Here is a 24552-nt window from a genome sequence, read left to right as displayed (position 1 = left end):
CAAAGATCAGTTGGCCGCAGCAGGTTTGCGCAGCAACAGCACCAGCGGGCTCACCGCGAGCATCACCAGCATCAGAATCTTGAACTGGCCCATCACCGCGACGAACGCGGCTTGATGGGTCACCAGGTGGTTCAGACCTTCCAGCGCCGATAGCGAGGTCGACAGCGCCGTGCTGTAGGGCGTCAGCTGGCTGACCAGCGCGACGTGCATGGCCTGGGTGTTGTTGAAGAAAAAGATCTGCACCACCGCCACACCGAGGGTGCTGCCATAGACGCGCATCAGGTTGAACAGGCCGGTGGCTTCCGGGCGCAATGCCGGATTGAGGGTGCTGAACGCGACCTTGCTCAGGGCCGGCATCAGCGCGCCGAGGCCGACGCCTTGAAGGAATCCGCTCCACGCCACGGGCGTCCAGTCCATCAGCGGCGAGTAGCCGAGCATCAGCCAATTGGCGTAGACCACCAGCGCGATACCGGCGGTGATAAACATCCGTGTGTCGATCCAGCCCGGCGCACGCCCCATCAGCAGGAACGCGCCGACCAGGCCGATGCCACGCGGAATGGTCAGGAACCCTGTGGTGTCCGGCGGATAGCCCATGATTTCGTCGAGCATCGGCGAGGTCAGCGCCATGGTCGACAGCAGGACGAAGCCGAGGGCGAAAAACATTACGGTCGACAGCACGAAGTTGCGATCGCCGAGCAACGCCTTGCTGACGAAGTGAACCTTGGCGGTCCACCGATGCACGACAAACAAGTACAAGCCGAGCGCACCAGCCAGCGCTTCAATCCAGATTTCCAGCGAGTCGAACCAGTCCAGGCGCTCGCCACGGTCGAGGAGCATCTGCAGGCCGATCATGCCGAGGGTGAAGGTGCCGAAACCGAAAAAATCGTATGGCGGACGCTGCTCGGCTTTTTTCTCGGCGAGCAGCAACGTCGCCACCAGAAAGATATACGCGATCAGCGGCAGGCTGAGGTAGAACATCGGCCGCCAGTCAAAGTACTCGCAGATCAGGCCGCCGATGCTCGGCCCGCTGACGATGCCGAACAGCACCAGTGCCGTCCATTTCGCGCCGAACGCAGGACGCTTTTCAGCGGGCAGGGTTTCCATGGCAATCGCCATCGACAGCGGCGCCAATACGCCACTGGCCAGGCCTTGCAAAGTGCGCGCGGCGATGAACTCGAGCGGCGTGCTCGCCAACGTGCCGAGCCACAGACCGAGGGCAAACAGCACCAGGGCAATCTGATAAACCCGCTTCAAACCGAAGGCGGCGGCGAGCCACTGAGCGATCGGCAAGGTGATCGCGCTGGCGGCCAGGTAAGCCGTGAAAATCCACCCGGCCTGATCGTCGGTCATCGACAGACTGCCTTGTATCAGGCGCAGTGCGGCATTGGGCAGCGGCAGATTCATCGATTGCAGATAGGTCGCCAGCAGCGCCACAAAGCGCAATGCGCGCAGATCGGCCAAGTTGTTGCGTGTAATGGCGTTCATCACGAATTACCCCGCGCTGAGCAACGACTTGAATGGGTACCACCACGGCGTGCGGTGGCCGGTGTCGACTTCAACCGTGGCACTGGTGCCAGAGAACAGCGGCATGGCCGGGTCGGCGTCGTCGAGTTCGAGGCGCACCGGCACCCGCTGCACGACCTTCACCCAATTGCCGGTCGCGTTTTCCGGCGGCAGCAGGGCGAAGTCCGCGCCGGCGCCGGGGCTCATGCTGATCACGTGGGCCTTGAAGGGGCGATTGGGGTAGGTATCGAGCGTGATCGTCGCTGTCTGACCGGGGCGCATATGGGTGAGCTGGGTTTCGCGGAAGTTGGCTTCGATCCAGGTCTCGTGATCGGAAATCAATGCGAACGCCGCGCTGCCGTTGCTGACGTAATTGCCCACTTGTAAGTCGTCGACCTTGGCCACGATGCCGTCGGCCGGTGCGGTCACTGTGGCGTAGGACAGATAGAGCTGCGCTTCGTCGAGCTGCGCCTTGGCTTCGCGCACGGTCGGATGTCGGTCGATGGCGATGTCGGGATCACCACTGAGGGCGACCACGGTGCTGGCGATCTGTTGCTCGATCGAAGCGATGCGTTGCCGCGAGACTTTCTGATCGGTGTCGGCGCGCTCATAGGCCGCCCGCGAGACGAACTCGCTGGCGATCAGCGTTTTTTTGCGGGCGAATTCCTTCTGATCGTAATCCGCCGACGCCCGCGCCGATTGCAGTTCGGCCTGCTGCTGGCGATAGCCGGCCTTGAGGCCGTCGATGCGCAGGCGAGCATTGCCTAACTGAGCTTCGGCGCGGTCGACTGCAATCTGCAACGGCTGTGGGTCGAGGCGAAACAGCACCTGGCCTTTGCGCACGGGTTGGTTGTCGTTCACCGCAATCTCGACCACTTGCCCGGACACCCGCGCATTGATCGATGCCTTGGCCACGCGGGCATAGGCGTTGTCGGTGGAAACGAAAGGCTCGTTCGCCCGGTATTGGCTGTAGCCGATGACCGCGAACAGCGCGGGCACGCCTGCCATCAACAGTGGTCGCAATCTTTGCTTGAGCGGTTTTTTCGATGGGGCGTCCGTCAGATCACCGATCGGCTGGGCGCTGGCATGTGCTGCGGTGAGATCAATTGGCTGGGTCATGATCTGCTCTATCCAAAATGCTGAAGCGCAAACGGGACATCGGGCCGACCGGGGCAATCGCCTGTGGCCGCGACGTGATTAATGGCTGCGAAAAATCAAATCCGTGCGCGGTGGGGGAGGATCGCTCCTTACCGCTGTTCGTCGTTGCCACAGCCCATTGGGGCTGCGCCATAACAAAGCTGCTGACCAAGGAATTTCTGGTTCCTTAATTTTGTGCGATGGTGTAAGAATATGAGCGACTTCTCATCCTTGCAAGGAATTTGTACGACATGGCACAAAATAAAACGACAGAAGGAAAAGGCCGCGGCCGCCCTCGTGCGTATGACCCGCACACGGCGCTGCAACAGGCCCTCGGTGTGTTCTGGAATACCGGTTATTCCGGTGCTTCGCTGGACAGCATCGCCACGGCGGCAGGGATGAACCGGCCGAGCCTGTATGCCGCGTTTGGCGATAAACACGCGCTGTACATCAAGGCTCTCGATCAATATTGGGACACCGCGCACGCCGCCATGCAGGCCGCGCTGACCGACAGCAGCCTGACGCTGGCCCAGGCGCTGGGCGGTTTTTATGAAGGGCAATTGGCGATTTATTTCTCGGGCGACGGCCAGCCTCGCGGCTGCTTTGCCATCGGTACGGCGACCACCGAAGCGGTCGAAGACCCGGAAATCCGCAATGTGCTGTCGGCACGCCTCAGCCAGTTGGATGCTGAGCTGGAAGCACGCCTGCAAAAGGCAATCGAGGCTGGCGAACTGAAGCCCGATAGCGATTTGGCCGCGCTGGCGGTGATCGCTTCTTCGCTGCTGCACAGCATTTCGATCCGCGCGCGGGCGGGCAAATCCCGCGAAGAACTGACCGCGATTGTGCGCAACGCCGTCAGCGTGATTTGCGGCTGAACGCGCTCATGGACGCCCTCGAAGACATTCTTGCGGAGGATCTGTCAGTGGTCTTTTGCGGGATCAATCCCGGTCTGCTCGCGGCGGAGCAGGGACATCATTTCGCCGGGCGCAGCAATCGGTTCTGGCGCACGTTGCATCTGGCCGGGTTCACACCCGACGAAGTCCGCCCGGAAAACGACCGCTCGATTCTGCAATACCAGTGCGGTTTGACGGCGGTGGTCGCCCGGCCAACCGCGCGGGCGGATCAAGTGTCTGCGCAGGAATTTGTCGCCGCTGCGGTGGATTTTGAGCAGAAGATTGTTCGCTACAAGCCACGCCATGTGGCGTTTCTTGGCAAAGCGGCTTATTCGGGGCTGTCCGGGAAAAAGCTCATTGCCTGGGGGCGTCAAGCCGAAACGTTCGGCAATGCGGCGGTCTGGGTGCTGCCTAATCCCAGCGGACGCAATCTGGCGTTTACGCTGGAACAACTGGTCACGGCGTATCGGCAGCTGGCGCGGGCAGCCGGTTTTCAAACGGTCTGAAGAGCTGCCGCGACGCGCGCCGAAATCCACTTCCGACTGTAGGCCAGCACACCTTGAGCAATGGCCGTGGGGAAGTGAATAAAACCGTGAGGCGAGGATGGCAGCAGGTGCATCTCGACCGGCGCCGATTGCGACCAGCGCCTGGCGATGTCGAGAGTGTCGTCGCGCAGCGGATCGAGTTCGCCGGCAAACAGCAGCGCCGGCGGGAAACCGCTGAAGTCGCCGTACAGCGGTGACAACGGTGGCTGGCGGCGTTGCTCGTCGGTCAGTTCCGGCGTCAGCAGGCGCAAGGCCTCGACCATGCCGGGACCGTCGAGCACCAGCGTATCGGCGGGCGCGCTGCGCACGCTTGGCGTGCCGGTCAGGTCGTAGACGCCGTAATACAGCAGTGCGCCGCTGATTCTTTGCAGCAGATCGGGCCATTGTTTCAGCGCCAACAGTGTCGCCGCCGCCAGGTGGCCACCCGCCGATTCACCGACCACCACGACGGGCAGGCCGGCGAACTCAGCCTCTTGTAACAACCAACGAGTGGCGTTGAGGCAGTCCTCCAACAAGCCTTCGATGGGCGTGGACACGGCCAATCGATAATCCACCGAAACCACGGTCACCTCGCAGCCGTCGACGATGGCCGCGTTGAAATTGTCATCCATCTGCGCATTGCCGATCACCCAGCCGCCGCCGTGAAAATCCAGCACCACGCCTTTCGCCCGGCCCTTGGGGCGGATGATCCGCACCGGCACGTTAGCAATCAGCTTGCGCTCAGCCGTCAGGCCAAGCTTGCGCAACGCGCCCGAGCCGGCCACCTGGCTCAAGCGCAGCAGCGCCTGAATCAAGCGCGGTGTCAGGCGATTGCGGATCTTGAAACGCGGTAGCCAGGCGAGCTTTTTGTTGAAGGCCCGCACCTGCGCCAACTCGCGCTCACCTTGCGGCCACGGTGTTTCAGTACCCCAATTGGCATTGGTCATCAGCGGTTCTTGATCAGGATGGAAAAATTCAACGCAGCGGCAACACACAGCCACGCCAGATAAGGAAACAGAATCAAGCCAGTGATCAGGTCCAGTTGTACCGCCAGCACCACCATCGCCGCGACCACCAGCCACAACACGGTGAGAATCACCATCGCCGCCAACACCTGATGCGCGCCGAAGAATACCGGCGTCCACAACGTGTTCAGCGCAATCTGCGCCGCCCATAGCGCCAGCACGGTCTGGCTGCCGGGGATCAGGCTCAAGCGATAACCGGCCCAGGCCAGCAGCAGGTAGATAATCGTCCAGGCCACGGGGAACGCCCAATTGGGCGGGGTGAAACCGGGTTTGTTCAGCCCTTCGTACCACGGCCCCGGTTTGAACATCACGCCGGTGGTTGCCGCAGCCGCGCAGGCCAGAAGAAAAATGAAAAAGGTCATCGCCAGTCCTTGGCTGAGATCAGCCGGTAAGGGGTTTAAGAAAGGGACGCCCCGGCGGGGAAAAAGTTTGCCATGAATTCCAGATTGGTCTGAGGGGTGATTCAATTTGAACTAAAAACTGACCACTGCGTCAGGATAGACAGTTGCCTTTTCCTTCTGACGCGGATGACATCATGTACACCTATCACATTGAATATCGATTCAACGACGAGCCTCGGACTTTTCTGCTTGAACTCAAGGAGCAGCAGTTGGCCAAGCACGAGGCCGCGATGCATCTGCTGGAACTGCATCTGGGCGATGCGGAAAACGGCTTGATCATGCCCACAGCGGATTCGACCCCCGAGCAGATTCTTGAACATGCCGAGCGAGTAGGGATAACGGACATCAAGGTTGTCAGCCAGACCAACTGAAGCATGGGCCTGCGATTGCGCAGATTCTGGCTGGCGTGCGCCGCGACCAGGGCAGTCTTTGCTGATACGTCAATCCTGTGGGAGCTGGCTTGCCAGCGATGGCGGTGTGTCAAACAGCGAAGTTGCACCTGACCCGGCCTCATCGCTGGCAAGCCAGCTCCCACAGGTTGTTCTATATCTGCGTTGGGTCCGACATGGTTTTCACGACAGCTTTTGCATGCCATCAATGCCAGAATCGCCTGCGGTGAAAAGCTGCGCTGCACTTGCTCAATGATTTGCGCCGAATAGTCGCGTCCATTGGACTCATGCAAAGTCGTCACGATGAGTTCGCTAATCACTGCCGCATCGTCGCGGGTTGCCGTTCTAATCTGAAAGTCCATTTTCGTTAATCCTTGAGACATTATCTTCTGGCGGATGGACAGATCACGCATCACACGGCCCGATCGCGCAGCCATTTCCATTTAAACCGAAACTGTCATATTCAGTATCACTTGCCTACCCATAGTGACCAGCCCAACGCTTAAACAATGAGGCTGCACTGTGTTTCAACGTCTTCTGTGTTCGCTGTCCGTACTGAGCCTGTCCATCGCCGCCGCCCACGCTGCCGAGCCTGTGCTGCTCGACACGCCGCGCCTGCAGGGCATGGACAATTTCCGCGATGTCGCCGGCACCACCTCCGCGTATTCCACCGCCCACGACGGCACGATGCGCGCTGGCGTGTTCTACCGCGCCAACGCGGTAACCCCGACGGCCTCCGACCTGGCGACTCTCAACAGCCTCGGCATCAAAGCCGTCTACGACCTGCGTACCCCCAGCGAAATCGCCGCCACCCCGGACACGATGCTGAGTGGCGCGACCTACCAGAACATCGACATCATCGGATCTACCACCTCCGGCGCGAACATCACCAACATCTCCTTCAAAAGCGCCGCCGACGCCATCGCCATGATGGAACAGACCAACCGCGCCTTCGTCAGTGACGCCGGCATGCGCGGCCAGTTCAACAAGCTGTTCAATGAACTCGCCAGCGTCGATGCCGCGCAACTGTTCCACTGCACCGCCGGCAAGGACCGCACCGGCTGGACCGCCGCCGTGTTGCAGAGCATCGCCGGTGTCGATAATGCGACCATCATGGCCAACTACCTCGCCACCAACGACTACACCGCCGCCCGCGTCGCCGCCACTCTCAAAGCGCTGCCGCCGAGCATGGCCGCCATTTACGAGCCGCTGCTCGGCGTGCAGGCCAGCTACCTGCAAGCCGGCCTCGACGAAGTCACCGCGCAATACGGCAGCATGGACAGCTACCTCAAACAAGGTCTCGGCCTGTCGCAAGAAACCATCTATGTGCTGCGCGGCAAACTGGTCGAATACAACAGCCTGCCGGGTCAGACCGGGCTGATCGGCAACGCCGCTGCCGGCGCCGAATTGCTCCGCCAATTGCAAAACACCAGCCTGTCCGGCACCTACAGCGCCTACAACTATTACCTGCAATCGGCCATCGACGCCGGCACCCTCGGCGGTGTCGAATCCCAGGTCGGCGGCCAGGTTCACGCTGACGCCGCCAGCTACCTGCTGCGGCAAAACGCGATGATCGAACAAGCCGCCGCACCGTTCGCCAGCGGCAGCGACCTCAAGGTCGGCCAATATCGCCTCTGGACCACCGCGCTCGCCGGCTACCTCGGTACCGACGGCTCGGCCCACGCCGAGAGCAGCAACGAACACAGCCAAGGCCTGATGGTCGGCATCACCCAGCGCTTCAGCGAACAACTCAGCGCACGCGGCGGCTTCGGTTACAGCAAGGGCAGCGTCGGCGGCGCGGGTGGTGAAGCCGATACCGACTTCACCTTCCTCAACGTCGGCGCCCGCTACGGCTTCACCAGCCTCGAACAAGGCCTGTTCCTCGACGCCAATGCCAGCGCCGGCTACGTCGACTACGACAGCAAACGCGACCTCGGCGGCGGCCTCGGCACCGCGAAGGGCAACACCCACGGCAACCTCAGCGGCGCCACCGTCGCCCTCGGCTACCGCGCCCCAATCAATGGCATGACCTTCGAGCCGAGCCTGGGCTTCCGCGTCAGCCACCTCGACCTCAACGGCTTCAAAGAGAAGGGCAGTGAGCTGTCACTCGACGTCGACGACAACATCGCCACCCGCCGCAGCGCCGTCGCCAACCTCAACGTAGGTTTCGCCCCGGTGACGATGGGCGCATGGCAACTGGTGCCGGGTGTACAAGTGGGTTACGAACGCACACTGGGCGACAACCAGGTCGACAGCCAAAGCCACCTGCTGGGCCTCGACATCGAACAGCGCGCGGCTTTTGATAATCGCGACCAGTTCAGCGGCGGCGTCAACCTCATGGCCAGCCTCGGCGCTCTGAGCCTCGGCGCAGAAGTGGGCGCCAATGGCGGCGGCGACAGCCACGGCTTCAACGGCGGCCTCAAGGCCAGCTACGCGTTCTAAAAGAAAACGGGGTCAAGGAAGACCCCCAATCCAACAAACACCCCAAAACCCAATGTGGGAGCGAGCCTGCTCGCGAAAGCGCCAGACCAGTCAACATCAACATCGACTGACACACCGCTTTCGCGAGCAAGCTCGCTCCCACAAATTTGATTCCATCCAATAGCAGCCAATCAAAAGCCCCTCACCCTAACCCTCTCCCGAAGGGAGAGGGGACTGACCGTGTGGATTGGAAGAGCTACACCGACGTGGCATACCGAGTCGAGCTCAGATTTTGAAAAGCCCACCAATCGGCTCCCTCTCCCTCGGGAGAGGGCTGGGCGGGCGGCGTTCCGATGAGGGGCAGCCCCACCACAAAACCTGCGAGTGTCCCTTGCGCTTGTATATGAAGTTGTGGGAGACGGGACTGACCGAGGCGTCTTGCGTCATGCATCGACCTGAAAGATCGAGGCGATTATGGATTCAAAGCAAGACTCTCAGGTCGGTGTAGATCTTCAATATCCCCGGCTCGGTTCCCTCTCCTTGGGGAGAGGGATAGGCGGGCGGCGTTCCGATGAGGGGAAAGCAGTTACCGCAAAATCAACTGGCCAACTCGGTCAAACGCCTCCGCGCCCACTCCTCGATCAACCGCGCCGGCGTGCCATCCCCACGCTTAGCGACCCATCGGCGCGGTGCGACGTTTAGCTAAATCTTCTCACCACACGTTACCTTGCAAACCTGTTACCCAATCACCCCCGAGCCCGAAACTCCGCCGGACCCACCCCATAAGCCCCCTGAAAATACCGACAAAACCGCCCCACATTACTAAACCCAAATCGCAACGCCACTTCAGTCACCGATCCCGAACCCCGCTGCTTCAAAACCTCATAAGCCCGCTCCAGCCGCACCTGCCGCTGATACGCCACAATCGACATCCCGACAAACCGCCGAAACCCCTCCTGCAACGCCCGCTGACTCACATGACTCAACCGCGCCAAATCCACACCGCTAACCAACTGCTCCGGATGCGCCTGAATAAACTCCACCGCCAGCTTCACATGCCTTGGCGCAACCATCGGCGCCGGCCGCTGCAACGCCTCGGAAAAATTGTGCGGCCACGCCTCCAGCACCGCATCAACCAACATCTCGCGCAACCGCGACGGCATCAACGTCCCGCTGTTGATCAACAGATCAAACTCCGTCCCCGTCGCCAAATCGATCAACGCCTTGATCCCCTGAAACGCCGCAGAATTCAGATCAACGCTGGGTTGAAAGACGATCTTCTGCAAAATCGGCTTATCCAACAGCGCCGACAGCCGCTCGGTGAGCTGAAGACGATTGATCGACATGCCGTGATGCGCGTGATCATCCAGAAAGTGCATCGAACGGATATCTGCCTTATCGATTGCCAGCCCCACGTGCGACACACCGATGGACTCAGCAGCGTGGTTGAAAACGATCTTGCCAGCAGTGGGAATGACGAACGTGATCTCATCCTGTGGATCGGGGAAAGCGACGGTGAAATCACCGTGATAATGCATCCGCCGAAAGCTCACGCCATCGTGCCGCCCGTAAACGCCACCGATAATGATGTTCGACGGCAGCGGCGGGTTGTCCGCATAGCGGTTGCCAAACAATCTGGAAAACAGTGCACCGAAGTCGTCCGAACGGAGGTTGTCGGAGCGCAGGATGATTTGCTGGCGAACAGGAGTCGGAAACACCTTGGCGGCACCTTCGTTTGGGGGCTCTAGGACTGGGGTGTAGGGCAGGGCGTCGAGGAGATTAGCAGAGGAAATATGACGCGTTTGTGACAGTCAGAAACATGTCGTTACAGCGCCGCACCGCGTTTAAGAAAAGGACACTCGGCAGGCCATGGCCGACATGGCAACCTGCTCGCATCTGTAGTCAGCAAACAAATAGCGGCGATGCACTCAGCGTTTGGCCCTGTTTGACATGACCTGAAAGCATTCAAGTTAATTGGAGCGGCAATGCAAGCCAACACACAAACACTCCCCATCACCCTGACCCCGGAACTCGACTTCGACCAAAACGCCGCCAGCGCTTTCGGCGAATCGCTGACCAGCGAATACACCCAAGCCACACCATTCCCGCACATCGTCATCGACAACTTCCTGCAAGCCGACGTCATCGCCAGCATCCGCGAACACTTCCCGGTCGAACCGACCAACAACGAACAGACTTACGAGCGCGGCTACAAAGGCCAACTCAAACGCCAGATCAGCCCCAACGCCTGCAGCCCGTACCTGAAGAACGTCTTCAACACCTTCAATTCCGCACCCATGCTGGAATTCCTCGAAAAACTCACCGGCATCCAAGGGCTGATCCCCGACCCTTACTTCGCCGGCGGCGGCCTGCACGAAACCAAAACCGGCGGCTTCCTCGGCGTGCATTCTGATTTTCGGCTGAACAAAAAACTCAACGTTGAGCGACGGCTGAACGTGATCATTTACCTGACCGAGGACTGGCAGGAAGCGTACGGCGGCAACCTGGAGCTTTGGGATGTGGGGATGAAGAAGTGTCTGAAGAAAGTGCTACCGGTTTACAACCGGTGTGTGATTTTTAATACGGACAAGGACAGCAATCACGGGCATCCGGAGCCGTTGACTACGCCGGAGCACGTCACTCGGCGGTCGATTGCGCTTTATTACTACACGGCGAGTGGGGCGGGTGGGGAGCCGGGGCAGAGGAATAAAACGCACTATAAGCCGCGGCCGAAGGATCGGTGGAGTTTGAGGTATTACGTGAGTAAGGTATTCAAGAAGAAAGGTTGAAGGGGCTCCAACGCATTGCGCTGAGAGCAAATTGCGAATATCCGAGATACCAAGCAGGTCAAAAAGGAGTTCGAATGAAAGTTTGGCGGCTTGTAGCCCATCATGAGGATAGTGCTGGCGCAATTGAGGAAATGAAGCAGCGAAGCCGAATTGCAATTGGGTGGAGTAAGATTGGTGATTTGCGTGGTGCGTCTATCGATGGTTCCCGACGAATAGGAGGTTTGATTTCCAGATCATATCCAGAATTAAAGAACTCAAACTTTGGTGGGCCAAGTTTGTGGAATCTTTATAAAAGGATGAGTGAGGGTGATCTCGTTATAGTTACCTCTAAAAGCAAGCGTTGTTGTGTTTTTGAAGTGGTTGGCCCATATATTTTTGAAAGCGATCTTGAGCAAATTAAAGGTTATGGGCATCAACGATCTGCGTGTTTAACATCAATAGATGCGGAGGCTCTTTGGAAAGAGGTCGGTGGTAAGGAAAGTTCAGGTCAAAACTCTCGTTGGACGCTTTTTGAATGCGACTCTCAAAGAGTTATAAAGGAAGAGATTTTTGAGGAAGGGAGACGCTGGGATATCAGAGCTACCGCTATCGAGAGGAATCCAGAAGCACGTGCAGCTTGTATTGATAAGTACGGTAGCGATTGTTTTGTTTGTGGTTTTAACTTTGGTAAGGTGTACGGTGACTTTGGTAAAGGCTATATACATGTACATCATCGAGTTGACATTAGCACAAGGTATGAACGCTATAAAATTGATCCGGTAGAGGACCTTGTTCCCCTATGCCCGAATTGCCACGCTATGGTTCATACTCAGCGTCCGTCAATGTCGGTGGAAGAGTTGAAGGATAGGTATCAGCGTCTTAACAAAAACGCAGTCGTGTAATAGCTTTTAAAATCGTAGATGATGGGAGTAACAGTGCCAGATCACCATGATCTGAAGTGATCTGGTCCCAGATTTTCCCTTCATTATCCACCTTTTTGGTCCTACCTCTTCGCACACGTTTCGATATCGGCTTGGGTCGTAACATCTGAGTCGATACCTAATCTGTATTTGCAATAATCTATGATGTCCTGTCTCTGTTCGCTCGTTAGTTTTTCTATGCGTCGATGATTGCCATCATTGGCGTGAATGTTAAAAAACTGCACTCGAAATGTTGGATGCTTTTTTATGAAAAATATTCTATTGACCTCGGCATCAGAAACTTCGTTGTAGAAGCCAATATTCAGAATGAGTAGCAGCGACGTTAAAATAGCGAGTATGAAATATTTCATTCCGCACCTGGCTTCGGTGGCGGTAAAAGTCCGGTTTTGGTACGGATGTTTCTGACAAGCTCCATACCAATATTGCCGGGGCAGATTTTCCCTTCGCTCACTTGGCCAGGGTACTCACGATGGCCACCAAAGTTCTTAATGAAAAAAACTCCCTTTAAAACATCGATCAAACGCAGCAACGAATCAATTTGTGTCGCAGGAATGACGTTTGTTGTGCTGACCCCGAAGTACTCCAGTGTTTCCCTACCTTTCGCTACTATGTCTCCGCCTTCCTCGGCGGTAGTCAAGTTCTCCAGAAGCACAATACCGATTACGCCTGTATTGAAGAGATGAACGTTTGATCCTAAAAATCTGATGTCACGGCCTTCAAGAACCGTTCCGTCACAAGCAATCGCATAGTGATAGCCAATATCATCAAATCCGTTGCCCATGTGATGAGATTGAACACCTTTCATTTGCTTGGCGCCGCCCGGAGTACACTCGTATGAGCGGCCTGCATGATGCAGAGCAATCATTGAATAATCCCAATCCTTCTCCATGTCCGGCTTTGCCTTGGCTGCTCCCCAACTAGAGCGTTCAGTAAAGGTGCCTCCAGATGAACGGATGTTTTTAATAATGGCCTCCCGTGTCGCCGCCCGATCATCCACTTTCACGGGGATGGGGCACATGAACTCACCGGGCTTTATTTTTTGAGCAGTTGCTTTCGTCGAAAAATTTTCGGCCATTACTGCCCCTCCGATAGTTCGTCAAGCGTTCTTGCCGGCGCACTGAACTTGATATGCAGTGAGATTTTTGAGTCTTTCGATGGGGCTTTTATATGAGCTACGCCACTCGCGTCCGTCACGCCCGTAATCGTTACTCCGTCGACGGTGGCAACATAATCCCTAAGCGCCAATGGCTCGCCCGTTTCGCTGTTAAGAACGCTGAAGGATTGACCAAAGGTATTTGGCAGGACTAATGGCAGTGGTGGTGTAAATGGAGCGGGCGTGTGGGAGTTGCCGATTACGATTGTGCCGGAACCGCCGATGACATTGTTGCCGTGGGCGCCGGTGCTACCCAAGGTTGCGGCAGGCAAGCCATTGATGAGAACCGTAGAGGCGACGTCTCCGACAATTGCACTTCCGCATGCGCTTTTGTCTGTTTGTCGTGCGGCAGCTAAGCCGTCGAAGAAAACATCTGGAGATCCAGAGGCTATTGGATTGACCCCATGCCCAGGCAGAGGGCAGGAAGTGGGATCGGTAATACGAGCTGCAGGTTTTCCCGACATCTCAAACATCCTTGTAGAAATTACGTTAGTCGAAGTTTGGCATAAAAGACTGGGCACGGACCATACGGAGTGAAGGGGCGAGCTAGCAGGACGAAGTAAAAGAGGTATGAAGACTCGCCAGAAAGTAGGAGCGTCCCCCCTTTGGTTTTTTCGGCTGATCCCTCCATGGCGACAGATCAACTGCCGCAATGGAGGGGACTTCGTTACTCCGTCGGCACCACGTTATCCAACGCCCGATTCACCGCCAACTCCCCAAGCATTACCACCTGCGCAATGCCTTGCAGTGTCTTGCGCGCCGGTCCCTGAACCAGACTGATCACATCCCCAAGCATCACCGAAGCCGAGCCGAGTGATTCACTGGCATTCACCAGCAATTCCTCAGTCTTGGTTTTTGGATTGGCGATAAACATCGTGTTGGTTTGGTACGGGGTGAGCATGATTTCTGGAGCGGGTCCGAGGTAATGAGAGAGAGCGCGGTCGACGGCTTCGTTGAATTTCTTGGCGTCTGGGGATTCGTCGCCCGCGATCGGGTCGGTTTCTGGCGGATTCGGTGTGATTTTGAACATGATGTAACTCCCTTGTGTCGCTTAAAAAGGAGCCATCACCCTCTCGCTACCAAACGGTGGGTGGCGGCCATGCACAGGTTGGTAGACCGGGACACAAGGAAAACCGGCGCGCTCGAAAGCGCCCTGCGCATGACCACCATAAAAGCCAGGCGAAGACTTTCGCCAATAGTGAAATTGCGCACCTTGTATACACGGGCTACCAAACCCGATCACTGCTATTCAGTGACCGACCCAAGATAGAACCCGCCCACCCGGCGCACAAGCCGGCGGATTCTGGCGTAGTCGTAGGCAACGGCGCAAGGCGTTGTAGGTTGGAATGACGTAACTTGGGGTGTCTTTAAACAAAGTTCTGGAATTGCTTCAACAGGGCAGTTCGCGCTGTGTTTGCGATGTCTTTGTGGACTGGAGGAGCGAGAGCCGTTTCGCGATCCATCGGAGCAAGTCCCTTCGCTACAGGGAGATTTAATTCGCCAGCGAAATCAGCGTATCGATCACATTAATCGGCACATAAATCAGCGTAATCCCCGCATACACTCTACGCGACCGAGCCAAAAACGCGCCAATCGGCAACACAATCATGATCACATCCAGCAACCCCCAAAGCGCCACCGGCGATGCCTCAAACAACGTGACATTGACGATCAGCCCCAGGCACAGATACGTGGACAGCGACAGCAATGCATAGCGCCCATCCTGTTCGAAATACACGCGCAACCCGTTCTGCTCATCCTCACTGCGGCTCGGCAGCAGCAACGCCGCCGTGACGAACAACGACAGTGTCAGCATCACCAACAGTAGAAATTCGAGAAAAGAGAAGGTCTGTTTTACCGCCGACAGTGCGTTGACGGCCCACTAGAATTGCAGCTGCATGGTAAACAGCATCGCCGCCCAGACCAGCGCCACCCAGTCTGGCTTGGCGACGCGGCGGATGCGGAACACCGTTAATGCGCCGAGCAGCAGGCGGGTGACGGAGAGTCCGAGGATCATCGAGAGAACGGTGGCGACGATTGGGAAGTTGCTCATCTTGCCTCTCGTGAACTCGGTTTTGGCTGTCAGGGTGTTTGGGCAGACTAGGTGGGGCGGGTAGGACCGTCAAACGTGGCTGTGCGGTTGGGTTGGCAGAAAACGGCTGTAGAGCCTTGCTGCGCGGAGGTAATGGATTAGGATGCCCGCAGGCTGGAATGGATCTTCTCGACTAAGGATGTGTGTTTATGGAATCTGCTTTTTCGCAAGTCACGGAGCGTTTGAACAACCGCCGGTTTTCCGTGGCGAATAACGCTCAGGGCTTGTCCGATGCGCGCACGGTGTTTCATTACTTCGTGGAAGGCGCGGCAGTTTGGGGGACTTATGCGGGTGGGCATATTCGCATGGGCAACCAGGTTGGGCGGGTGACCGGGCCGGATAGTATCGAGCTGCTTTATCAGTGCATCACCACGGATGGCGAGATTCTCGCGGGTTGGTCGCGGGGCATGGTGGGGGTTGATGAGGCGGGGCAAACGACGTTGCGGTTTGTGTGGGGGTGGTTGTCGGGGGCCGAGGGTGGCGGGGAGTCGAGTTATGTTGAGGTGGTCGCTTAGCGATGGGGCATCTTGTGATTATCGCGTGCTGCTCGGCACTAATCTTTCAACGCAAGGATGGCTATGTCTGTAGATCTTGATGAGTTGCTGGAACGTGTCACCGATGAGCAATCGTTCATCGATTTCGTCGCGGCGCTGAGCGCTGATTTCTCCCGTGAGCGGGCACTGGAGAAGGCGACACCATCGTCTGCTTATCAGGCGGGTGCGTTAGGCTGGGAAAATGGATCGGTCGATACGTTTCTTGATGCTGCGGCTGCTTGGGCGATGGCTACTTCGAGGAATGCTCAGGCGGATGCTACCGTTTCTAATGTCTGGCAACGGTGCGCGGAGATTTTGTTGGCTGGGAAGTTTTACGAGTGAGGCTCGCAGATCATCCGCTTCAGGCGTGCATTTTTTTGATAAGAAAACGCCCAAGGGTTTGGCGTGTCCTGGATGGTTAGGACCGCGTACTGCCTTGGGCGAGATGGGAGCAGATTAAGTGGGGGCAATGTAGACGTCAACTCTTCGCCATCACATCCCACGTCCGCATCACCTGCGTAATCGCCGCATCAATGTTCTCAATCGGCGTGTCATCCCGAGCAAGTATGGAAATCCCCTGCAGGAAACTGTCGAACACTGTCGCCATGGCGGCTGCGTTCGTGTCGTCCGCTAACAAACCCTCACGCACTCCACGCTCCACACACGCAACAATCCCGGCGCGGGTTCGTGCACGGGAGTGGGTGAGGGCTTGAGCGACGTGGGCGTTTTCCGGACTCGGCGCGCTCATGACGCCAAGGGTGACCATGCAGCCTTTCGGGTGGCCGTCGTCGCACTGCATGCGTGCTGACTGGCGCAGGGCGGTTTCGATGGCTTGGCGCGGCGGCAGGGTTTGGTCCCACAGGCATTCGGTGACTTGGGCGAAGGTCGTCAGGTAGCGCTGCACGCATTCGTCGAACAGGGCTTCTTTGGAGCCGAACGCGGCGTAGAAGCTCGGTGCGGAAATGCCGCCGCCCAGTTCAGCCTTCAACAGTGAAAGGGATGTCGAGTCGTAGCCGTGTTGCCAGAACAATTGCATGGCCTGGTCGACGGCGTTGTCGCGATTGAATGCGCGGGGGCGGCCGGTTCTGGCCATAGCAAAGACTCCTCGGAAAGTGATTTGGATACTAGTCGATACATAAGTCGTTGACAACGTGCATCCGATGCCGTCAGTATTTTATATCGATCGGTATTTAAGTCTGACATTCTGCTCTCAAGGAGTTTCCCGTGACACCTTCATTGACTCTATCGGCGGCACCCAAACGCCTGCCCATCGGCGCGCTGCTTGCGCTGGCCATGACCGGATTCATCTGCATCGTCACCGAAACCCTGCCCGCCGGGCTGTTGCCGCTGATCAGCGAAGGCCTGGCGATTTCGCCTTCGATGGCCGGGCAGATGGTCACCGCGTATGCGCTGGGCTCGGTGCTGGCGGTGATCCCGATGACCATTGCCACGCGCGGCTGGCGTCGGCGCAATGTGTTGTTGCTGACCATCGTTGGTTTTCTGCTGTTCAACTCGATCACGGCGCTGTCGTCGCACTATGGCGTGACGCTGGTGGCGCGTTTCTTTGCGGGGGTGGCGGCAGGGTTGGCGTGGAGTCTGTTGGCTGGTTATGCGCGGCGGATGGTCGAGCCTGATCAACAAGGCAAGGCGTTGGCGTTGGCCATGGTCGGTACACCCATCGCGCTGTCTTTGGGTGTACCGCTGGGCACATGGCTGGGAGGGCTGGTCGGTTGGCGTACGACGTTCGGCATCATGTCGGGGCTGACCTTGATTTTGATCGTCTGGGTGCTGGTGAAAGTCCCCGACTATCCACCACAGCCTGCGCATCAGCGCCTGTCGCTGCGCGATGTGCTGACGACGCCGGGCGTCCGACCGGTGCTGGCGGTGGTGATCAGCTGGATGCTGGCGCACAACATTCTCTACACCTACATCGCACCGTTTGTGGCGCCGGCGGGGCTGGCCGATCGCGTGGATCTGGTGTTGCTGGTGTTCGGCATCGCCGCGCTGGCGGGGATCTGGCTGACCGCGAAACTGGTTGAGCCGCTGTTGCGCAAAACGGTGTTGGTGAGCCTCGCTACCTTCGCTGGTGTTTGCGTGGTGCTGGGATTTATGGGGCATGTGCCGCAGGTGATTTACATCGGCGTGTCGGTGTGGGGATTGAGTTTTGGCGGCGCGGCGACTTTGTTGCAGACGGCACTGGCGGATGCTGCCGGTGACGGCGCGGATGTCGCGCTGTCGTTGAATGTGGTGGCTTGGAACAGCGCGATTGCCGGCAGCGGGGTGGTCGGCGGGGTGTTGCTCGACCGCTGGGGCGTTGCCTCTTTTCCGTGGGCGATGGTGGTGCTGGTGAGCGTAGGGTTTGCCATTGCCTTCGGAGCGCGGGTGCATGGGTTCAGATCGGGGCCGCGTGTTGCTGGAGCGGTTGCGGTTGCCGGGCACTGATGCCCGGATGCGCGCACTGCGTGAGCCTCGAGGGCGACCATGGCACGCTTAGCGCTTTTGACCTGAATCTGAATGTCGTCGACGTCGGCAACCGGCCAGAAGCGTCTCATCTAAAACCGTGGCTTTGCAGCCATGTTATGGTCTCGAAACCAAAAGAAAGCCCACGGAATTCAATCATGGAACTGGTTCGACTCACCCCCGCGGAATATCACACCAACGACAGCTACTGGCGACTTTTCAAGGTCGCAGATGGTTCTGTCTACATCCTCGTTGAATGTGAAGCGTCTTTTGTGGGGTACCAGTCCATGATCAAGCTCAACGCCGAGGAAATGCGTGACTACCACGGTTTGGGCTGGTTATCGATTCAGCATCTGGCTAACCGAATCAATTATTTTGTCAGTGATTACAGCGGCCGAAGGATTACGGGTTCTTTGCTCGAGGAAGCCAATCAGGTTTCAGCGCGTCAGTAGTTCTATTGGCTCAGCCCCTTGGAATCCACCAACCCGCCCTCATAACCATCGCTATACCCAACATCCCGAAGAGGAACGACACGCCATGACCACTCAAACCGAAACCGCCATCCTCGCCGGCGGCTGCTTCTGGGGCATGCAGGATCTGCTGCGGCGTTATCCCGGTGTGTTGCAGACCCGCGTCGGTTACACCGGCGGTGATGTGCCGAACGCCACCTACCGCAACCACGGCAACCACGCCGAAGCCATCGAGATCACCTTCGACCCGGCGGTGATCAGCTATCGACAGATCCTTGAATTCTTTTTCCAGATCCACGACCCGAGCACGCCCAACCGGCAGGGTAACGACCTTGGCCGGAGCTATCGTTCGGCCATTTATTACCTCAACGAAGCGCAGCGCGATATTGCCGAGGACACCGCCGCCGATGTCGACGCCTCAAAACTGTGGCCGGGCCGCGTGGTGACTGAAATCGAACCGGCGGGGCCGTTCTGGGAAGCGGAGCCGGAGCATCAGGATTACCTTGAGCGCATTCCGAATGGCTACACCTGCCATTTCATTCGGCCGAACTGGAAGTTGCCGAAACGCGGGTGAGGGGCACGCGCCTTTCTTTCAGCGACACTTCATTGGTTGTAAGGCTGAATGAGTTTCCGACTTCGCGGGCAAGCCCGCGAAGAGGCGAGTGCCCATGGCACCGTTTTAGCCCTGCGCTTCATCCTTCAAATCATCCAGCGCATCGATGATCGCCTCATCGCTGTCGGCCATTGCATCTCGCATATCTTTAGCGAGGGTGCTCTGGACGGCCATGAATTTTTCGGCCAGATCGCGGCCCTTTTTCGAACTCAGGATGATCGTCATCGCCTGCTCGGGATGCTGGTTGGCGCGAGTCAGCAGGTCAAGCTCCTCGTTGTTGAAGTGATTGGCATAGATTTCCACGACCATGCCCTTCAGGTCGTCAGGATCGATGTTCTCTCGCACGACGTTGCGAATTTGCTCGTGTTCGAGCATCGGGTAGCGGGAGGCATAACCGCTGGACGCGGTCTCGACCATGCTGGTGTATTGCTTGGTCATGCCACTGGACTCGACGAACGCCTGCGCCTTGTCCTTGTTACCCCCACAACCCGCCAGCGCCGCTGCGGCCAATACAGCCAGCATAATTTTTTTCATGCCCATGAGCATTTTTCCTTTAATGATCTGTAAGTGCAGAGAGCGCCACAAGTGTCCCTGTCTCTCACTCCAAACACCGTTTCGGGGTAATGCGGATTTCTCCGGACGGGTCGGCACTATTGGCCCTCTCGGCATTGCGCGCAGGCTCTTTACGACCGCTCCATTCGACAGGATAAGGTCCGCTCGGTGCCAGCAGCGCCTGCATTTGGTTCATGAAATCAGTGTCACTTCGGGCGTAGAAGATCCACTTCGCGAGCCCGTCATCCGCCGCGGCCGACAGTAAAAGGGCCTCCATCTCATTCATGCGTACAAGATCACGAGGTCTCGGCAGGAGTTTCCTGGAGGTGTAATTCCAGCGGACTTTCATCTTGAACGGTAGCGCCTGCTGCTCCGTCGCGGAAATTGAGCGAGCAGTCCGGTAACTCATGGGGCTGGGGGTGTCCGGATAGTCGGACTCCTGAAAAGTGTCCTCGCCCGGCTCGGCTAGGCGCATTTGCGGGTAAAGATCTGGGCCATTGCCAAGAATGGCATTGAGTGCAGCAGCGCGTTCGTCATTACGGTCAACCACGCAGTCATCGTAAGCGGCACTGTGGAGTGGGCCTTCATCCAGGCATGGGTCGCGTTCGATCGGTGGCGGGGGATGGGAGCAGCCCGTGTTAAGCAGAGCTGTCGATACCAGCAGCAAAAACAGCGGCCAAGCGCGATTCAGGGTGTTTCGATTGTCGGTTTTGCCGTCATTCACAACATGCCTTCCTTGGGAGGGGCGAGGACTGGTTTGGAGTGGAAGTGATCGAGCAGTGTCGCCATTAATGCCGACTGACCTGCTTGAGCCAGTTCCAGAAGGGGTCGTTCGATTCGCTCACATCCATGCACTCTGTACCGCGGACCAGTTCCGCTGCGCGCGCGGGTATGCTCAGCCCGAGCGTTCGCGCGACGTGGCTTCGCAACAGAAGAGGCGGAGGAGGGTAATCGTCTTCGGCGTATTCTTCTTCGCGTACTTCATCCGGGGTCAGTTGAAACTGCTCCGGCCAGCAGAGTTCGTCGTAACCGATAGCCAACAGCCTCAACAAGTCTTCAATCGTGTCGGTCAGGACGCAAAGCATCGTTGACCCGGACCCTGATCCCAGATGGACGAATCGCTGTTGCCCGATGTCGTCCAGCCACAGCCCGGCCCACGAGCCGTCCCCACCGGTTCTGAGGAACAGGGTCAGGCGCTGGTTTACGTCAGGATCATCGCTATTAGTCCAGCGGGCGGTGTCGGCAGGTACTGGCAGGTAAAAAGCGGTTGTCGCCACATCGCTATGTGCCGGGTCCGGATGCAGCGTCATGTAGCGCGTGCCATCGCGGTGACTGCGCACGCAGCCATGTTCTTCCAACAACTCAAGTGCTTGGCGAAGGCGTGTGGGCAGCGGATTGCCCGCAGGAAAAGCGGCCGCCATTTCATCGGTGAAGTTCATTCATTTCCTGACTCGGCGGGCATTGGAGAGGGTTGGGTTCCGGTGACCTCGGCGGTCTTGTCCAGAACCCAAGGTCCCGGTGTATGTTCAATCATGCTTTACCAAACCCCAGAAAAGAACGCAGTTTATGGCCCCACTTGCGCTCATAGAACGGCGTGGTCTCCCTGAGAAAGTAATCACTCAGGCCAGCTTCACCTTGGGACACCCGGCACAAATCAACCGGCTCGCCCTGCGGCGCGGTATCCCCGGCAACATTGCCCGCCTCACGCATAACACGGTCAATATCGCCGTCCGCCTCGATACCCACGATCAAGTGCGGTTTTTCGTCCACCGAGGTGTCATGCATCAATGCCAGAAACGCGCGCTTCACATTGGAATGTTTGGCAAGTAGTTGCGTGAGCGAGTGGACCATTTGTGACGGGTATTCGGCAGGCTGGCCTAGCAGCACATTGGTTTCTTTCTCGACCGTGCGTTGCGTGGCGGTCTGGCCAACGGCATCGGCGAGCAAATTGTGCACCTCTTGCGGGAAAAACTCTTTGCCGTACGGCGACTTCGGATTCAGACAGAGCAGGGCACCCAGTGTGATTTCGAACAACGATCGGGCGGGTATTTCGAGGTAGGTCTGCTCGCTGTCGATGGACTGTTGCAGTGTTTGCAGGGACGAGAAAAACGGGATGACCGGGGTGCCGTCCGGTTTTTGCCAATGGGCGATGCTGATGTTGCTGCCGGCTTCGAGATTGACGTGGCCGTCTGCCTCACCGGCGGTGCCGAGAATGTAAACGTTTGAATTCAACAGGGTGTTGAAAAACTCGGGACGATGTGCCGGTTCGTCGGCGGCCAGTTTGAGGCTTTTTTCCAGCAGGTTTTCTGGTTGGGTATCCATGGTGTTCATCCCTGACTCGGTCTAAAACAGAGCAAAGCGTCGATCAGTTACACCGACGCTGGTTCTACTGACGCCTTCGCGGGCAAGCCCGCTCCCACAGGTTTCTGGGTCGCTCACAAGGTTGCGGTACAGCGCAGATCATTGTGAGAGCTGGCTTGCCAGCGATTGCGGTGGGTCAGTCAACTTCGTTGGCACAGCCTATCCGCCATCGCTAGCAGGGGGAAGGCTTCAGAGCAAACTCCACGACACCCCGACATAAACCCCCATCCCTTCACCCGGCGTAGACCGCGCGGCATCCAGCCCTTTGTCGTCATACCCCGGCGTCACAGTCGCCGCGTAGTGCTTGTTGGTCAAATTGCGCATATCCACCCAACCCTGCCAGTCACCTTTCGGCGCGTTGTAACCCAGCGTCGCGCCAAACAGTGCGTAAGGATCGGCGTAGTAGCTGTTGGCATAATCCACGGCAACCTTGGACACCAACTGCGTATTTACCGCCGCGAAGAAACCCTGCGGCCAGTCATAACGCAACTCACCCTGGTAGTAATGCATCGGCAGGCCGGGGAGGCGGTTGTCGCCGAAGCGATCGTCATCGCGATAGTGGAAGTCGCTGAAGGTATACGCCTGACGCAAACTCAACTGACGGCCATCGGCCGCTGACCAGAGTTTGCTGTTCAGGCTCGCTTCGATGCCTTGGTGCACGGTCGGGCTGGCGTTGAGTTCGTACGGGGTGACGGCGTTGGCATCCGGCAACACCGACAGCAGTTCATGCCGCACCTGCGCGTAGTACCACGCCAGACTCCATTCGCCAACAACGCTGTCGCCACGACCGCCCAGCTCCAGCGTGGTCGCGGTCTGGTTCTGCAGTTTGATCGGGTCTTTCTGCGTACCGGTCGCAGCGCCATTGCCGGCGGGGAAGCGTACGTTGGAGCTGTAGATCAGCGACCACGGATGCGGCGCCTCGACCGAGCGGCTGAGGTTGCCGAACACTTGCAGATCCGGGCTGATCTGGTAACGCAGGCCGAGGCGTGGCGCGTAATCCCAGTCGTTCATGCTGGTTTTGCCGCCGCTCTGCGGATAGGTCACGGCGCTTTCGCGGCGGGTGTAGATGGCGGCGAGACCGGTGGTCAGCCAGAGGTCGTCGGCAATTTCCAGGTCGTTGCCGAAGTGCAGAACGGTGTCCGAACCCTGGTAGGTGAAGTTACGCATGCGTGTGCCCGGCGCGTAGCTGGCGGTGTTGCCAGTGGGAATGCGCACAAATTCGCTGGCGCCATCGTTGGGCAGGTGTTTGGTCACGCTCAGGCCGACGTTGCTGCGGCTTTCCATGCTGAAAATCGTGTCGCGGCGTTTGTAGTCGAACGTACCGCTGACGTCGGTGTAGGCGACTTTCAAGCGGTTCGGGCCTTCGCGCAGGTCCATCGGGTAGTCATGGTAGACGAGGCCGGTCTGAATGCTTGAATCGTCGTCGATGTAATAGGTGGTCTTGTTGCCGATGAAGGTGCTGCCCGGCTGCTTGCGGTTGTCATCGCGTGCCACATAGGACGGGTTGGCCGCGCGAGGCGAGTGTTCGATGGAGTGCTTGGTCACGCGGCCGGCGAGGTCGTTGTCGGTCTCGCGGTAGCGGATGTAGAAGCGCGTTTCCAGGTTCGGGTTGAAACGATAGCCGAAGTTGGCGATCAGGCCTTTGCTCTCGCTGGCGGTGTGATCCTGATAGCCGTCGGCGTTGGAATCGGTGAGCGACACGTAGTAATCGAAATCGCCGAGCGCTTGCCCGGAGCTGACCTGACGCTGCTGATAGCCGTGGCTGCCGGTGGCGTAGCGCACTTGCAGTTTCGGCGCGTTGTAGCCGGTGTGGCTGACGTAATCGATGGCGCCGCCGAGTGCCAGCGAGCCGCGATCAAAACCGTTGGCGCCGCGCAGTACTTCAACGTGATCGACCCACAGCGGTTCAAGCAATTCATACGGCGTGCCGCCCGGGCCGGTCAGTGGCAGGCCATCGAGCAGGGTGTACAGCCCCGACGCATGGGCGCCCGGCGCGCGGTTGATGCCCGAGCCACGCACCGAGATTTTCACGCCTTCGTTGCCCGCCGACTGCGCATAAACCCCCGGCTGATACGCCAGCACATCCTGATTGCTCGCCACGCGACCCTGCAACGGTTGACGCATGTCAACCACGTTGGTGCCGCCGGGGACCTGCTCGAGACGGGTTTTGGCCTCTTCGACAGCGGCATCGGCGCCGTCTCGATCCTCGGCCGAAATCAGCACTTGCCCCAGTTCCAGGCCTTGGGTCTCGGCCATCGCCGGGCAGGCGAGAGCCAGGCCTAGCAGGGCGGCGGGCAGTGATTTGGACGCGGACAT

General features: G+C 58.2%; 25 protein-coding genes and 1 pseudogene. 11 read left to right on the top strand and 15 right to left on the bottom strand.

Translation table 11 applies throughout. The features are described from left to right. Positions 1-6: 6 nt before the first annotated feature. Together RMV17_RS16125 and RMV17_RS16120 are read right to left on the bottom strand one after the other, a co-directional pair. On the bottom strand, positions 7-1485 hold the full coding sequence (locus RMV17_RS16125; RefSeq protein WP_311881132.1) for a DHA2 family efflux MFS transporter permease subunit: 1479 nt from the start codon (positions 1483-1485) through the stop codon (positions 7-9). 6 nt (positions 1486-1491) lie between these two features. Then, positions 1492-2622, bottom strand: coding sequence for an HlyD family secretion protein (locus RMV17_RS16120; RefSeq protein WP_311881128.1), 1131 nt, complete (start codon positions 2620-2622; stop codon positions 1492-1494). 269 nt (positions 2623-2891) lie between these two features. Between RMV17_RS16120 and RMV17_RS16115 the strand changes: the two genes are divergently transcribed. Both RMV17_RS16115 and mug read left to right on the top strand, forming a co-directional pair. After that, complete coding sequence (locus RMV17_RS16115; RefSeq protein ID WP_311881127.1) at positions 2892-3515, top strand: TetR/AcrR family transcriptional regulator; 624 nt, start codon at positions 2892-2894, stop codon at positions 3513-3515. 8 nt (positions 3516-3523) lie between these two features. Continuing rightward, the gene (gene mug, locus RMV17_RS16110; RefSeq protein WP_311881125.1) at positions 3524-4039 is read left to right on the top strand and encodes a G/U mismatch-specific DNA glycosylase; all 516 of its coding nucleotides are present in this window, start codon (positions 3524-3526) and stop codon (positions 4037-4039) included. Here mug and RMV17_RS16105 read toward each other — a convergent pair. Together RMV17_RS16105 and tspO are read right to left on the bottom strand one after the other, a co-directional pair. Continuing rightward, positions 4027-5004, bottom strand: a complete 978-nt coding sequence (locus RMV17_RS16105) for an alpha/beta hydrolase (RefSeq protein WP_311881123.1) — start codon at positions 5002-5004, stop codon at positions 4027-4029. The genes mug and RMV17_RS16105 overlap by 13 nt on opposite strands. After that, positions 5004-5444 (bottom strand): tryptophan-rich sensory protein TspO, encoded by a 441-nt coding sequence (tspO, locus tag RMV17_RS16100; RefSeq protein ID WP_311881121.1) that lies wholly within the window; start codon positions 5442-5444, stop codon positions 5004-5006. The genes RMV17_RS16105 and tspO overlap by 1 nt, the downstream gene beginning before the upstream one ends. Before the next feature lie 143 nt (positions 5445-5587). Here tspO and RMV17_RS16095 point away from each other — a divergent pair, with 143 nt between their 5' ends. Both RMV17_RS16095 and RMV17_RS16090 read left to right on the top strand, forming a co-directional pair. Continuing rightward, the gene (locus RMV17_RS16095; RefSeq protein ID WP_311881119.1) at positions 5588-5854 is read left to right on the top strand and encodes a hypothetical protein; all 267 of its coding nucleotides are present in this window, start codon (positions 5588-5590) and stop codon (positions 5852-5854) included. 540 nt (positions 5855-6394) lie between these two features. Then, on the top strand, positions 6395-8314 hold the full coding sequence (locus RMV17_RS16090; RefSeq protein ID WP_311881118.1) for a tyrosine-protein phosphatase: 1920 nt from the start codon (positions 6395-6397) through the stop codon (positions 8312-8314). A 725-nt stretch (positions 8315-9039) separates the two neighbouring features. Here RMV17_RS16090 and RMV17_RS16080 read toward each other — a convergent pair. Then, complete coding sequence (locus RMV17_RS16080; protein ID WP_311881117.1) at positions 9040-10011, bottom strand: AraC family transcriptional regulator; 972 nt, start codon at positions 10009-10011, stop codon at positions 9040-9042. A gap of 267 nt (positions 10012-10278) precedes the next feature. Here RMV17_RS16080 and RMV17_RS16075 point away from each other — a divergent pair, with 267 nt between their 5' ends. Further along, positions 10279-11082: a 2OG-Fe(II) oxygenase gene (locus RMV17_RS16075; protein WP_311881116.1), complete on the top strand. Its 804-nt coding sequence runs from the start codon at positions 10279-10281 to the stop codon at positions 11080-11082. Between the two features lie 74 nt (positions 11083-11156). Next, on the top strand, positions 11157-11963 hold the full coding sequence (locus RMV17_RS16070; protein WP_080762067.1) for an HNH endonuclease: 807 nt from the start codon (positions 11157-11159) through the stop codon (positions 11961-11963). 385 nt (positions 11964-12348) lie between these two features. On the opposite strand, the gene RMV17_RS16065 is transcribed toward RMV17_RS16070, so the two are convergent. The 4 genes and pseudogenes from RMV17_RS16065 to RMV17_RS16050 all read right to left on the bottom strand — a co-directional run bounded on the left by RMV17_RS16065 (position 12349) and on the right by RMV17_RS16050 (position 15208). After that, on the bottom strand, positions 12349-13077 hold the full coding sequence (locus RMV17_RS16065; protein WP_311881115.1) for an N-acetylmuramoyl-L-alanine amidase: 729 nt from the start codon (positions 13075-13077) through the stop codon (positions 12349-12351). Continuing rightward, on the bottom strand, positions 13077-13619 hold the full coding sequence (locus RMV17_RS16060) for a PAAR domain-containing protein (protein WP_080762066.1): 543 nt from the start codon (positions 13617-13619) through the stop codon (positions 13077-13079). Before RMV17_RS16060 ends, RMV17_RS16065 begins: the two co-directional genes overlap by 1 nt. A gap of 203 nt (positions 13620-13822) precedes the next feature. Further along, positions 13823-14185: a DUF6124 family protein gene (locus RMV17_RS16055; RefSeq protein ID WP_034155408.1), complete on the bottom strand. Its 363-nt coding sequence runs from the start codon at positions 14183-14185 to the stop codon at positions 13823-13825. A gap of 462 nt (positions 14186-14647) precedes the next feature. Continuing rightward, positions 14648-15208: pseudogene (locus RMV17_RS16050) on the bottom strand (hypothetical protein). A 188-nt stretch (positions 15209-15396) separates the two neighbouring features. On the opposite strand from RMV17_RS16050, the gene RMV17_RS16045 reads away from it, so the two are divergent. Both RMV17_RS16045 and RMV17_RS16040 read left to right on the top strand, forming a co-directional pair. Then, positions 15397-15762 (top strand): hypothetical protein, encoded by a 366-nt coding sequence (locus RMV17_RS16045; RefSeq protein ID WP_311881114.1) that lies wholly within the window; start codon positions 15397-15399, stop codon positions 15760-15762. A 63-nt stretch (positions 15763-15825) separates the two neighbouring features. Next, complete coding sequence (locus RMV17_RS16040) at positions 15826-16122, top strand: hypothetical protein (RefSeq protein ID WP_311881113.1); 297 nt, start codon at positions 15826-15828, stop codon at positions 16120-16122. 136 nt (positions 16123-16258) lie between these two features. On the opposite strand, the gene RMV17_RS16035 is transcribed toward RMV17_RS16040, so the two are convergent. Then, positions 16259-16873, bottom strand: coding sequence for a TetR/AcrR family transcriptional regulator (locus tag RMV17_RS16035; protein WP_311881111.1), 615 nt, complete (start codon positions 16871-16873; stop codon positions 16259-16261). Between the two features lie 131 nt (positions 16874-17004). On the opposite strand from RMV17_RS16035, the gene RMV17_RS16030 reads away from it, so the two are divergent. The 3 genes from RMV17_RS16030 to msrA all read left to right on the top strand — a co-directional run bounded on the left by RMV17_RS16030 (position 17005) and on the right by msrA (position 19284). Beyond that, complete coding sequence (locus RMV17_RS16030) at positions 17005-18222, top strand: MFS transporter (protein ID WP_311881109.1); 1218 nt, start codon at positions 17005-17007, stop codon at positions 18220-18222. 176 nt (positions 18223-18398) lie between these two features. Then, the gene (locus tag RMV17_RS16025; RefSeq protein WP_016987909.1) at positions 18399-18692 is read left to right on the top strand and encodes a hypothetical protein; all 294 of its coding nucleotides are present in this window, start codon (positions 18399-18401) and stop codon (positions 18690-18692) included. Positions 18693-18777: 85 nt separating this feature from the next. Then, positions 18778-19284, top strand: a complete 507-nt coding sequence (gene msrA, locus RMV17_RS16020; protein ID WP_034155403.1) for a peptide-methionine (S)-S-oxide reductase MsrA — start codon at positions 18778-18780, stop codon at positions 19282-19284. 105 nt (positions 19285-19389) lie between these two features. Here the strand turns inward: msrA and RMV17_RS16015 are convergent, their stop codons facing one another. The 5 genes from RMV17_RS16015 to RMV17_RS15995 all read right to left on the bottom strand — a co-directional run bounded on the left by RMV17_RS16015 (position 19390) and on the right by RMV17_RS15995 (position 24552). Then, positions 19390-19857 (bottom strand): hypothetical protein, encoded by a 468-nt coding sequence (locus RMV17_RS16015; RefSeq protein ID WP_230669561.1) that lies wholly within the window; start codon positions 19855-19857, stop codon positions 19390-19392. 64 nt (positions 19858-19921) lie between these two features. After that, positions 19922-20599: a DUF695 domain-containing protein gene (locus RMV17_RS16010; RefSeq protein ID WP_311881106.1), complete on the bottom strand. Its 678-nt coding sequence runs from the start codon at positions 20597-20599 to the stop codon at positions 19922-19924. 64 nt (positions 20600-20663) lie between these two features. After that, positions 20664-21314, bottom strand: coding sequence for a hypothetical protein (locus RMV17_RS16005; protein WP_311881105.1), 651 nt, complete (start codon positions 21312-21314; stop codon positions 20664-20666). Between the two features lie 91 nt (positions 21315-21405). Further along, positions 21406-22197, bottom strand: a complete 792-nt coding sequence (gene sseB / locus RMV17_RS16000; protein WP_311881104.1) for an enhanced serine sensitivity protein SseB — start codon at positions 22195-22197, stop codon at positions 21406-21408. A 228-nt stretch (positions 22198-22425) separates the two neighbouring features. Beyond that, entirely contained in the window at positions 22426-24552 is a 2127-nt protein-coding gene (locus tag RMV17_RS15995; RefSeq protein ID WP_311881102.1) for a TonB-dependent receptor domain-containing protein, read from the bottom strand.

This window comes from Pseudomonas sp. VD-NE ins, assembly GCF_031882575.1.
GTDB lineage: Bacteria > Pseudomonadota > Gammaproteobacteria > Pseudomonadales > Pseudomonadaceae > Aquipseudomonas > Aquipseudomonas fluorescens_BZ.
Note: the sequence above shows the minus strand (reverse complement) of the source record. Positions and strands in the feature narration are given on the sequence as shown.